This is a genomic window from uncultured Coprobacter sp. (assembly GCF_947855755.1).
GTDB lineage: Bacteria > Bacteroidota > Bacteroidia > Bacteroidales > Coprobacteraceae > Coprobacter.
The window spans coordinates 1-12,771 of the sequence record NZ_CANUAR010000006.1 but is presented as its reverse complement, the minus strand read 5'-3'; the positions used below and the strand labels follow the sequence as shown (position 1 = coordinate 12,771).

Genomic DNA, 12,771 nt, shown 5'->3' with positions numbered 1-12,771 from the left:
TATTTTTTCGATCATTTGTATTTTATGGTTTTACGGCTCTCAATATTTCCCGTTTTCCTCCCGGAGGACCTTGCAATCTTTCTACGATAAATCCAGCCCTCTGCAAACGTCTTCTTACCTCGCCTTTTGCACAATAAGTTGTGAGTATTCCCTGTGGTTTCATCGATCGACTTATTTTATCGAATATCTCTTCGTCCCATAGTTGTGATTGTTTTTCCGGAGCGAAGGCATCGTAATATATCAAATCGAAAGATTTGTCGGGTAAAATTATTTGTTTCAGATCTCCTTTTATTTTGTGTAGAGTGAAATTCGGTGTTATTTCGATCGGTTTATTCCATTCTGTCAGATGTATTGTTTCGAAAAAGGTTGCCTGTTCCGGAGCGATCGTATCTTGATATTTCAGGCTGTTTGCCTGTTCTGCTGTCAGAGGATAGAGTTCTATTGTGTGATAAACGGTTTTTCTTTGAAACTTTTCACACTCGAGTAATGTGAGAAAAGCGTTTAGTCCTGTTCCGAACCCGACTTCGAAAATTGTTAAAGGATCGGCTTTTGAGTAGTGGAATCCTGTTTGTATGAATATATGCAGCGATTCGGTCAATGCACCTTTAACGGAATGATAGTGCTCATCTATTTCGGGAAGATATAGAGTCGCCGATCCGTCTGCCGTTATTTCGATTCGAGGTTGTCTCATATATTTTGGAGCTTTATGAAAAATAGAACTAAATTTGTCCGCATTTCGTTATTTTACACAAAGGTATAAAAACCGGATGTTATGAAAAAGTTCTTTATTTCTCTTCTTCTGATGTGTTTATTCTTTTTTGATGGACAAGCACAACAAACTTATGCGGTAAAAGGGAGAGTGGTGGATCGGGAGAACCGAGAGCCGTTGTCTTTTGTGTCGGTATCTGTATGGAATTCTACGCAGGGGGTAATGACTGACAGTCTTGGAAATTATGTGATTGAGAATCTTGTTCCGGGAATGTATCGACTGCAGTTTTCTATTGTCGGGTATAAGACGTATGTGACACCGGAGTTTAGGATTTCATCTCATGATTACCGTATTGATGCAGAGTTGGAAGAGAATCAGGTCGATTTAAAGGAAATCGAGGTGGTTGCTTCTCCGTTCAGAAGATCGTTGGAAAGTCCTATTTCTTCTCGCGTGATCGGATTACAGGAGATAGAGAAAAGTCCGGGAGCTAATCGGGATATTTCTAAAGTTGTCAATTCGTTTCCGGGAGTAGCTTCTGCTGTCGGGAACGGATATCGAAATGATTTATTGGTGCGAGGGGGAGGTCCATCGGAAAACCGATTTTATTTAGATGGAGTGGAAATTCCGAATATAAATCATTTTAGTACACAAGGAGCTTCGGGAGGACCTGTCGGCATTATAGATGCCGATTTTATCAGGGAGGTTAATTTTTATACCGGGGCATTTCCTGCCAATCGGGGAAATGCGCTCAGTTCGGTATTGGATTTTAAATTGCTCGACGGAAATACGGAAAAACGTACCGTAAAAGCTACGGTCGGAGCATCTGAGGTATCTTTGACATCTAATGGCTATATTACTAAGAATAAAAGGACAACTTATCTGGTGTCTGTACGACAGTCTTATCTACAACTTCTTTTCAAAGTGCTCGATATGCCGTTTCTTCCCCGTTATACGGATGCTCAGTTTAAAATTAAGACTCGTTTTTCTCAAGCTCATGAGCTGACGTGGATAGGGTTGGGGGCTATCGATAATATGAAATTAAATACCGATACAGATCCTAAAGATGAGTCTAAACAATATTTATTGAATTATCTTCCGGTAATTAAGCAACAGACATACACGCTCGGAGCTGTGTATAAACATTATGCCGGCCGGCATACTCAAACGTTGGTATTGAGTCGGAGTTTTATGAATAACAATAACCGGAAATATCTGAATAATGACGAGTCTTCTCAGGAAAATCTGACCTTACGTTATAATTCGGATGAAATAGAGAATCATTTCCGTTTCGAGAATCGTTCATTACTCGGAAATTTTAATGTGAATGCCGGAGTGAATTTAGATTATGTGACTTACACAAACCGGACTTTTCAGAAAATTTTTTCGGAGCAAGCGAAAGAGATTCTCTATGATACAGATTTGAATCTTTTTAAATGGGGTGTTTTTGCAACTGCCGGATATGAGTCTCCGGATGAACGTTTTACGGCTTCTCTCGGTGTCAGGTTTGATGCGAATACATATTCTTCTAAAATGAATAATCCGCTAAAACAGTTCTCTCCCCGACTCTCTCTTTCATATAATTTTTTCCCGAATTTTTATTTGAACGGAACGGTCGGGCGCTATTATCAGCTTCCTGCTTATACGACAATGGGCTATAAAGAGTTCGGTATATTGGTGAATAAAATGAATGGGTTACTTTATCAACGTTCAGATCAGACTTCGCTCGGAGTGGAATATCATTTTGGGAAAAATGCTGAAGCTACAATCGAGGGTTTTTATAAAAAGTATAGTCATGCTCCGCTTTCTTTGCAAGATGGCATTCCTTTGGCTTGTAAAGGTGTAGATTATGGCGTTTCCGGGAATGAGGCGGCTGTTTCTACTGCACGTGGAAGGGCTTATGGAGTCGAGTTTATGTTTCGCTGGTTTGGCAGCGGAAAATTTAATTTGTTAACTTCATATACTTATTTCCGCAGTCAGTTTATTCAACCATCTACAGGGAAATACCTGCCTTCAGCTTGGGATAACAGGCATTTGCTTACTCTATCGGGCACTTATAAATTACCGAAGAATTGGGATATCGGGTTAAAACTCAGAGTTATGGGAGGTGCTCCTTTTACGCCGTATGATGAAGATCTCTCTTCTATTGTGTCGGCATGGGATGCTACCGCCCGTCCTTATTATGATTATGGTTTGTATAATACCGGACGATTGAAAACGTTTTCTCAAATCGATTTCCGCCTTGATAAATCGTTTTATTTTAAAGGGGTAATGCTCGGTATCTATATCGATCTGCAAAATATCGGAAATTTTAAATATGACAATCAGCCCGTGTTGGTAAGTACGGGTGTTGTCGATCCGCAAATATACCCTGACGGAAATCAACATTATAAAATGAAATATATCCGGCAGCAGAGCGGTACGATATTACCTACGTTGGGATTGACAGTCGAGTTTTAGAGGCTGTATAAATTTCTTGATAGAGTATCGACTCGGATAAAGTTTAAACAGTTTTTTAATATTCCAGGACGTGGGAGGTTATATCGGACTTTTTTTCACAAAGGCGATCTAATGCGTCACATATATTGGTATATTCGAAAGTGAAACCGTTTTTTTCTAATTTGTAAGGAATGGCATGTTGTCCTTCAGTAAGCAGCACAGATCTTTCTCCTAATATCGCTCTGAGCAGACATGGCGGAATTGTCCACAATACCGGACGATGGAGCTCTTGCCCGAGTGATTTTGTCCATAGCGCATTGTCTGTAATATCCGGAGCTGAACAGTTTAGAACTCCTCTCAGTTCGGTTTGTTCGATGATGAACCTGTATATGCGTAACAGATCGGTTAACATTATCCATGGAAAAGCTTGTTTACCTGATCCTATTTTTCCTCCTAATCCATAGCGGAACAAAGATGCTAAAGGCGGGAATATACCCCCGTCGGTTGATAATACCGGAGCTAAACGGGTAATGACCAGACGAGTTTGAGAGGTTACTCGTTCTGCTTCTTTTTCCCATTTGCGGCAAATATAACCTAAGAACGTAGGAGTGTAAACTTCTGCATTTTCAATATAAGCACCATCTGACGGGTAATAGCCGATAGCAGACGTGGATACGAATAGGGACGGAGGAATTGGCTGTTCGTTAATTGCAGCAACGAGTTTTGCTGTTGTCTGTATGCGACTATTGAAAATCTCTTTTTTATATTCACGTGTCCAACGGCGATTTAGCGAAGCTCCCGCCAAATTGAATATACGGTCTGCACCATTGAGTTTATGAACGAGAAGATCGAATTTACCTGTAATGAAATCTTCTCGAGAAAGGGTTATGATTTCGTCACCGATGCTTTTTAACATAGAGCAAAGGTGTTGTCCTATGAATCCGGATGCTCCGGCTATTATTGTTTTCATACACTTATATCATTTGGGAAATCCCCGGAATGATATAAGTTTTTCATTCATCAGGATTTCCGGTTTTTTAATTCTGCCGAGTCCACCCACTTAAAAAGTTTGTCGGAAGGTCTTATCTTTTCGTTTAACTGTATAGAAAACCGTTCTCCTTTTACTGTTTTATTGACGGGTTTAAGATTTACCCTTATCTCTTCGACTTTTGCCGTTATAGCTCCGGTTGTAGGTCCTGTAATCAGAATTTCTTCTCCTACACTCAGAGATGAGGTTTCCATTTGAAATTCGGCTACACCCAGTTTAGAAAAGTATTTAATGCCTTTTCCCAGATATACCTTGACTTTGGTGGCTTCAGAACCATAGTTTTTACTCCATTCTCCGAGCCGTTGTCCTAAATAGTAGCCGTTCCAAAAACCTCTATTGAAGACGGTGGACAGACGATTGTTCCAGTTCTCGATTTTTTCGTCGGTGAAACTACCGGATAAGCAGGCCTCGATCGCTTCCCTGTAGCATTCGGTTACAGTGCGTACATATTCTGCTCCCCGAGCACGTCCTTCTATCTTAAAAACTCTAACACCGGAATCGATCATTTTGTTTAGAAAATGGATCGTTTTCAGATCTTTCGGGGACATGATATATTGATTGTCAATATCCAGTTCTACCTCACTGTCTTTATCTTTTACCGTATATCCCCTCCGGCATATTTGCATACATGCTCCTCGATTGGCAGAGGCATTCATTTCGTGCAGACTCAAATAACATTTTCCCGATACGGCCATACAAAGAGCTCCGTGTGCGAACATTTCGATGCGGATAAGTTTTCCTCCCGGACCTTTGATTTGCTCGTCGCAAATGCGTTGATATATATGAGATACTTGATTCATGTTCAATTCTCGAGCAAGTACGACTACATCTGCGAATTGAGCATAGAATTTCAGAGCTTCGGCATTAGAAATATTGAGCTGAGTCGAAAGATGTACTTCAACTCCAATGCTTCGGGCGTATGTCATTGCAGCTACATCGCTTGCGATGATCGCCGATATTTCGGCTTCTTTGGCTGCATCGATAATACTTCGCATTAGTGTGAGATCTTCATCATAAATGACCGTATTGACGGTGAGATAACTTTTCATGTTGTTTTCTCTGCAAATACGGGCGATTTCATGCAGATCGTGTATTGTGAAATTATTAGATGAGCGGGCTCTCATGTTCAGTCCTTCTATGCCGAAATAAACAGAGTTAGCTCCTCCTTGAATCGCTGCGGTCAGTGATTCGTAAGAGCCTACCGGAGCCATTATTTCAAAATCGGTTATGTTCATTTTAATGAAGTATTTATTTCCCGGTGATAATTTTCCGGATATCGTTGAGTTTGTTCAAGGCTTCCATTGGTGTCAGATTGTTGATATCGATATTTATAATTTCATCTCTTATCTGACTCAATACGGGATCATCGAGTTGAAAAAAGCTGAGTTGCATGCCTCCTGCAGCGGTAGGAGTTATTTCCGGAGTCTTTTTAGACACAGTTCCTTGTCGGTTATTGCTTTCGAGTTGTTTCAGTATATCCCCTGCCCTTTTGACGATACTTTGCGGCATTCCCGCCATTTTGGCCACATGGATACCGAAACTGTGTTCGCTACCGCCTTTTACCAGCTTTCGGAGAAAAATAACTTTGTTATCTATTTCTTTGACCGAAACATTGTAGTTGGCGATTCGTTTGTAGGTCTTCTCCATGTCGTTAAGTTCATGGTAGTGAGTTGCAAAGAGTGTTTTAGCATGAGCTCTCGGATGTTCGTGAATGTGTTCTACGATTGCCCATGCGATCGATATTCCGTCATAGGTGCTTGTCCCTCGTCCCAATTCATCGAAAAGTACCAGACTGCGGTTCGATATATTGTTTAGAATATCAGCGGCTTCGTTCATTTCTACCATGAATGTAGATTCTCCTAAAGAGATATTATCTGAAGCTCCTACCCGTGTGAATATTTTATCTACGACACCGATATGTGCAGCTTCGGCGGGAACGAAACAGCCGATTTGCGCCAAAATCACGATCAAAGCAGTTTGTCGTAATAGAGCCGATTTACCTGCCATATTCGGCCCGGTAATCATTATAATTTGTTGTGTATCATTGTTGAGCAGTACATTATTCGTTATGTATGATTCTCCCGGCGGCAGTTGTTTTTCGATAACGGGATGTCTGCCTTCTTTGATGTCTATCTCTAAAGAATCGTTTACTTCGGGACGGATATAACGGTTTTCTTTCGCTATTTTTGCAAATGACAGCAGGCAGTCGAGTCGGGCTATTTGCGTGGCATCATGTTGAATGGCCGGTATATATTCATTCAGTGCCAGTATAAGTTCGTTAAATAACCGGGTTTCGAGAGTTATGATTTTTTCTTCTGCTCCTAAGATTTTTTCTTCGTATTCTTTTAATTCTTGGGTGATATAACGCTCGGCATTTACTAAGGTTTGTTTCCGTATCCATTCTTCCGGAACTTTGTCTTTGTGCGTATTGCGAACCTCTATGTAGTAGCCGAATACGTTATTGAAGCTGATTTTCAAGCTCGGAATGCCAGTTCGTTCTATTTCTCTCTGTTGGATATGAAGCAGATAGTCTTTTCCGGAGTAAGACATTTCTCTCAGTTCATCGAGTTCTGTATTTACACCTTTCCGGATAATTCCTCCTCTATTGACTAATGTCGGAGCATCGGGATTTATCTCTTTCTCGATGCGGTCTCTTATCAGTGAACAAGGATTTAATTGTTCTCCGATACTTTGCAGGACAGGCTCGCCTGATCGAATGCAAATGTTTCGTATCGGCTCTATTGCCGATAATGCCACCTTAAGCTGTACTACTTCTCGGGGAGAAATACGTCCTACGGCCACTTTAGATATAAGCCGTTCCATATCTCCAATCAATGAAAGTTGCTGATCTATTTCTTCTTTTACTTCCGGTTCTTTAAAGAAGTATTCTACAACATCCAACCTTTCGTTTATGGGACGTATATCTTTTAGAGGAAATACAATCCAGCGTTTGAGCATGCGTGCACCCATTGGGCTTGTTGTCCGGTCTATTATATCCAATAGACTTTTACCTCCCTCATTCATTGTATTGAGTAATTCCAAACTGCGGACTGTAAATTTGTCGAGACGTACGTAGCGTTCCTCTTCGATACGGGAGAGAGCTGTTATGTGGGAAATTTGTTTATGTTGTGTAATATCGAGATAATAGAGCAATGACCCAGCAGCAATGATTCCGTTTTTTAAAGTGTGAACACCGAATCCTTTCAGATTTTTGGTTTCGAAATGTTTTAATAATCGGTCGGTTGCCGCATCTTCGGTAAAAATCCAATCGTCTAATTCGAACGTGAAAAATCTAGTTCCGAAGTGTTCTTCGAATTGTTTTCGTTTACTGCGCTCGAACAGAACTTCTTTAGGTCCGAAATTGTTGAGTAATTTGTCTATGTAGTCATAATTCCCTTCTGCAGTCAGAAATTCTCCGGTAGAGATATCAAGGAATGCGATTCCGCAAATATTTTTTCCGAAATGAATGCCTGCCAGAAAATTGTTTTCTTTATGGTTAAGGATGTTGTCATTTATGGATACGCCCGGAGTCACTAATTCTGTGATTCCCCTTTTTACCAATTTTTTTGTCAGTTTAGGGTCTTCGAGTTGCTCACAGATAGCCACTCGTTTACCGGCACGGACGAGCTTGGGCAGATAAGTGTCGAGTGCATGATGCGGAAATCCGGCTAATTCTACGTATTGGGCAGAGCCGTTTGCCCTTCGGGTTAATGTGATTCCTAAAATTTCAGATGCAGTTATGGCATCTTCCGAAAAAGTTTCATAAAAGTCTCCTACCCGAAATAACAATATGGCGTCGGGATGTTTCCCTTTCATCTCGATATATTGCTTCATCAGCGGAGTCTCGACCATCTCTTTTGCCACAGCTTTAATGATTTATCGGTTGTTGTTATGCGTTATTCAGACAAGCAAAGATACGGATATATTGTGAAAAAAGAAAGTTCGGAAAAGATCGTTTCTTTTGAGGTTATCGAGAATTTATCTTGGAGTCTGTTTTAATTTTCTGTGAAGTAATCTCTTCATGATTATTTGTGAAATCTTTTTATCCATAAAATTTAAATGGCTGTTTGTTCTATTTGTCAGATTCTGAAATATCTTATATTTTTGCATATATCCTGTTCGGGATAAGATTAATTGAAAGATATATATAATGAATCAGGAAAATAGAGAGGTCTGTTTAGTTCCCGTCGGTGGTTTGGCGAACCGAATGCGTGCGATTGTTTCGGTTTTAAACGCTTGTCAGAAAGCCGGAGTAAAGTTGAAGATCGTATGGTTTCGTAATCGGGAATTGAATGCTCCGTTTTATTCGTTATTTAATCCGTTGAGGAGTTTAAATGTTACGGTAAAAGAAGCTGCTCAAATTGATTTTCTCCGTTATTACCGTCCGGTAAAAAAAAATTTATGGCTTTCTAAATATTATCTTCGTTCGCATTTCGATAAGGTATTGAGTATGACGGATTGTATTCCTATCGTGCGGGATGAGCAGAATCTTGTGAATTTGATTTCTGAAACGGAGTGTTTATATATAGAATCTTGTTATGATATGGGAAGTTATCGGAACATAAGAGAGATTATGTCTCCTAATCGAAGACTGTCCCGTAGAATTGATGATTTTGTTGCTGAACATTTCGGAGAACGTACTATCGGGGTTCATGTTCGCCGAACGGATAATAGTAAAGCGATACAGTGTAGTCCTTTGGAACTGTTTATAAAAGCGATCGGGCACGAATTGGAAATCGATGGGAACGTCCGTTTTTTTGTCGCTTCCGATTCGGACGAGGTTAAACATGAACTTTTAGACAGATTCGGAGATCGCATTATTACGGTTTTCGAGAGTTGCGATCGGAATAGCCGACAGGGAATAGAGAACGGATTGACTGATTTGTACTTACTTTCGCGGACATGCAAGATTTATGGTTGTGTCGGAAGCTCTTTTACCGAGGTTGCTGCTTTGATCGGAAATATCGAATTGATCGTGCTGTCGATATAGAATTTTGTTTTGGGAAAGATACATTTTGAAGTTTACATTCTGAACACAAAATTAAAAGTGATAAAAACTGATCGTATTTTATACTCTTTTCTCTTTGAGGATTCTTTGAATACCTTTTTGTATAGATGCCAAACCGAATTGTGACGGGTCGATCTCGTTTCGGGGTATAAACCATGCTTCGGCGACATCATCCTGTGCCGTAATACCGGATGTTTCTAATACGTCGCATTCGAAAAACAAGTCCATAGTAGGAACATCTAAACCTGAATATTTATAGGTATTGGGTAGAGAAAAAAGGTATCGAGTTGCCATTACGGTAAGTCCGGTTTCTTCTTTGACTTCTCGTATAACAGCTTCTTCTGCCGTTTCATTCAAATCTGTGAATCCTCCGGGCATATCCAATGTCCCTTTTGCCGGATCTTTGGCTCGTCGGCATACGAGAATATCTCCTTTTGTATTGGTTATTACTGCTACAACAGCTGCTTTCGGATTTATATAATCGATAAAGCCGCAGGTTTCACAACGTTTCGATTGATTGTTGTTTTCGATGAATTTATTCGACCCGCATACGGGACAAAATCGAAATAATTCTAACGGGTGTGACATTGCTTTGGATTCTATTTTTTTGATTTTAGGTTCTGATTAATATTCAGCGTTTTATCATAATCCGTTTTGTTATTCAGTATTTCCAAGGCTTTGTCCAGATCTTCGTCTTTTCGTAATGATTGACGTATTTCTCCTTTTTGATAATAATATCTTTTTACTATTTCTATAGTAAGCAATTCTTCTATATCTTTTCGGAAAGTATCGAGATCTTTGTCCAAGTTATGATTCAGCTTGTTTTCAAGAGCTTTGAATTCTTCGGATGCATCATCGAGATAGCCTTCAAATTGAGCGACTTTTCGTAATTCGTTGAGTACTTTGTCGCTTTGACGATCATATTTAAAGTCCTTGCTTTTTACAAATTCTTTGAAATCATTATAATCTTCATCTGTCAGTTTAAATTCTCCTATGGGAGCTATTGTCGGATGTTTTGCCGCATATTGGTTGGCATAGTCGAAGATTATCAAATCGTTTACTAAATAGAAGCAGATATTTGCCGGATTCTCTTTTTCGACTTCGATATCCGGTTTAATTCCTCCTCCGTCTCTAACAATACGACCGTTAGCTGTTTTAAAGGCTGTGGTCAAACTATCGGGAATACGCCCTACACTTCCGTCCGGATTACGGTGCGAATAGTCTATTGCTTGTATCAAGCGGCCACTGGGAATATAATATTTTGCCGTAGTAACTTTTAATGTTCCGTTGTACGGAAGAGTTCGAGTAGATTGTACTAATCCTTTTCCGTAAGTTCGTTCTCCTATGATGACTGCCCTATCGAGATCTTGTAATGCTCCGGATACGATTTCGGATGCAGATGCAGAACCGCTGTTTACCAGTATGGCAAGCGGTATCTCTGTATCGATGGGTTCTTGAGTAGTTTTGTAAGTTCTGTCCCATTGTTTTATTTTTCCACGAGTGGAGAGTACTTCTTTTCCTTTGGGAACAAAATAGTTGACGATCTGTACAGCTTCTTCCAGAATTCCTCCGGGATTTCCCCTCAAATCGAGTACCAAAGATTCTATTTGATGATTTTTTTTAAGATCGAGCAATGCCTCTTTTACTTCTCCGGCAGCCTTGTCCGTAAAGTTAGAAAGATATATATATCCGGTTTTATCTCCGACAATTCCGTAATAAGGAACAGCATTCATCTGGATTTTTTTCCGGGTGATCTCTTTTGTAATAGGTTCTTTGACATCAGGACGTTCAACGGTTACTTTAACAATCGTATTTGCTGTTCCTTTAAGCATTTCGCTTACTTTATCTGATTTTAATCCGTGAGTGGGAGTTCCGTCAATTTTTATTATTTTGTCTCCTGGTTTCAATCCTGCAATTTGTGCCGGCATGCCTTCATAAGGCTCGGATATGTAAGTGTCGCTGTCACGATAAACGATTAGCGAGCCTATACCGCCGTATTCTCCTGTCGTCATAAACCGGAAATCTTCTTTTTCGGATTCGGGAATATAGTTGGTATAAGGGTCTAAGCTTCCGAGCATGCTGTTTATCCCTTTGGTAATAACTTTTTCTGAGTTTATCGTATCGACATAAAACATATTCAATTCTTTCATCAAGGCATTGAATATTTCCAAATTTTTGGCGATGTCAAAGTTCTTTTTGTCCGGAGTGAATGATCCGAACAAAATTATTGCTGATAAACAGACTGCCGGAATACCGGCTTTATTCAAAATCGTGCGTTTATTAAAACGTATCATTGTTTTTGTTTACTTGTAAATTATTTTGTCTGAGAGCCTATATTTAAACAGCCTCTAAGGTAGAAAAACTCTTTCCTATTTTCTTAAAATTTCGCCGACTTTTAACTTTATTTCATCCCAACGTTTATTATCCATGCCAGTCCCGATAACTTCTATAACATTTCCGGAGAGAATCGATCCGATTTTTCCGGCTGTTTCAAGTGGTAGATTCATGGATAGTGCATAAAGAAATCCTGCGGCATACAGATCGCCAGCTCCTGTCGAATCGATACATTTCGCTTTAGTTGCTTTTACTTCTGTATAATAGTCTCCCTGTTGTATTATAGACCCGTGTGAACCGCATTTTACTACTGCTATATCGCATTCCCGGGATAAGATCGCTACAGCTTCTTTAGCTTCATGTCCGGTATAGGCATAGGCTTCTTCTTCGTTTGCAAAAGCAATGTCGATATATTCTCGGATCAATTCTTGGAAAAAATCGTGATTTTCTCTGATGACATTGTAACTTGCCATATCTAAAGAAATTTTCAGTCCGGCATCTTTGGCTAATTGTACGGCACGGCGGATTAGATGTGGATCTTGTACCAGATATCCCTCTATTTGCAGAAGATCATATCCGTTGAACATTTGGGGAGAAAGTTCTTCAGCCGTAAGAGTTGCTGCTGCTCCGAGATAAGTTCCAAATGTGCGTTCTCCATCGGGAGTGATTAAAGTCATAGCGCATCCTGAGGCAACGTCTCCTTCGATAAGGTGGGTTTGTATCCCGTTTTTTTCGAGAGCTTTACGATAAAATTTTCCGTAACTGTCATGACCGATTTTTCCGATAAAACCGGTTTCTATTCCCATACGGGTGAGTCCGGATAATGTATTGGCGGTAGATCCTCCGCTTGCCATGAATGTGTCGAAATCTTCGAACATCGCCATTATTTTCAATAGCTTATCTTCGTCGATCAGTTGCATCCCTCCTTTTAGAAGTCCCATCTCTTGGATACATTCGTCAGAGTTCAGAATTGCTAATACGTCTGTCAGGGCATTTCCCAGTCCTATTACTCTCATCTGTCTGTTTTTGTCGTGCCTTTCTCCGGCCGGCACGATGTTTGCTTCCGATTTATTACGATTTGTAAAAACGGGTATTTTATATGAATAAAAAATTTTTCTGCAAATATATTGCATAATTGGAAATAACACATTACTTTTGCACTGCATTTTTAAGGGAATGTAATCTTCTTCAGTAGCTCAGTCGGTTAGAGCATCTGACTGTTAATCAGAGGGTCGT

General features: G+C 40.0%; 9 protein-coding genes. 2 read left to right on the top strand and 7 right to left on the bottom strand.

All coding sequences use genetic code 11. The annotated features are described in order from the left end of the window. Positions 1–22: 22 nt before the first annotated feature. Positions 23–691, bottom strand: a complete 669-nt coding sequence (mnmD, locus tag Q0093_RS05030; protein ID WP_297928734.1) for a tRNA (5-methylaminomethyl-2-thiouridine)(34)-methyltransferase MnmD — start codon at positions 689–691, stop codon at positions 23–25. Positions 692–772: 81 nt separating this feature from the next. On the opposite strand from mnmD, the gene Q0093_RS05025 reads away from it, so the two are divergent. Beyond that, positions 773–3,166, top strand: a complete 2,394-nt coding sequence (locus tag Q0093_RS05025) for a TonB-dependent receptor (protein ID WP_297928733.1) — start codon at positions 773–775, stop codon at positions 3,164–3,166. Positions 3,167–3,221: 55 nt separating this feature from the next. On the opposite strand, the gene Q0093_RS05020 is transcribed toward Q0093_RS05025, so the two are convergent. Genes Q0093_RS05020 through mutS form a run of 3 tightly spaced genes read right to left on the bottom strand, consistent with a single transcriptional unit; the run spans position 3,222 to position 8,057 of the window. Continuing rightward, the gene (locus Q0093_RS05020) at positions 3,222–4,115 is read right to left on the bottom strand and encodes a TIGR01777 family oxidoreductase (protein WP_297928730.1); all 894 of its coding nucleotides are present in this window, start codon (positions 4,113–4,115) and stop codon (positions 3,222–3,224) included. Between the two features lie 50 nt (positions 4,116–4,165). Next, entirely contained in the window at positions 4,166–5,428 is a 1,263-nt protein-coding gene (locus tag Q0093_RS05015; protein WP_297928728.1) for a peptidase U32 family protein, read from the bottom strand. 13 nt (positions 5,429–5,441) lie between these two features. Further along, a complete protein-coding gene (gene mutS, locus Q0093_RS05010) occupies positions 5,442–8,057 on the bottom strand; it encodes a DNA mismatch repair protein MutS (protein ID WP_297928726.1) in 2,616 nt (871 codons plus the stop codon). Positions 8,058–8,343: 286 nt separating this feature from the next. Here mutS and Q0093_RS05005 point away from each other — a divergent pair, with 286 nt between their 5' ends. Further along, positions 8,344–9,183: a hypothetical protein gene (locus Q0093_RS05005; RefSeq protein ID WP_297928725.1), complete on the top strand. Its 840-nt coding sequence runs from the start codon at positions 8,344–8,346 to the stop codon at positions 9,181–9,183. Positions 9,184–9,261: 78 nt separating this feature from the next. Here the strand turns inward: Q0093_RS05005 and Q0093_RS05000 are convergent, their stop codons facing one another. The 3 genes from Q0093_RS05000 to Q0093_RS04990 all read right to left on the bottom strand — a co-directional run bounded on the left by Q0093_RS05000 (position 9,262) and on the right by Q0093_RS04990 (position 12,551). Beyond that, complete coding sequence (locus tag Q0093_RS05000) at positions 9,262–9,789, bottom strand: NUDIX domain-containing protein (protein ID WP_297928723.1); 528 nt, start codon at positions 9,787–9,789, stop codon at positions 9,262–9,264. Positions 9,790–9,800: 11 nt separating this feature from the next. Beyond that, entirely contained in the window at positions 9,801–11,495 is a 1,695-nt protein-coding gene (locus Q0093_RS04995; RefSeq protein ID WP_297928722.1) for a S41 family peptidase, read from the bottom strand. 75 nt (positions 11,496–11,570) lie between these two features. Further along, on the bottom strand, positions 11,571–12,551 hold the full coding sequence (locus Q0093_RS04990; protein ID WP_297928720.1) for an adenosine kinase: 981 nt from the start codon (positions 12,549–12,551) through the stop codon (positions 11,571–11,573). Positions 12,552–12,771 lie beyond the last annotated feature (220 nt).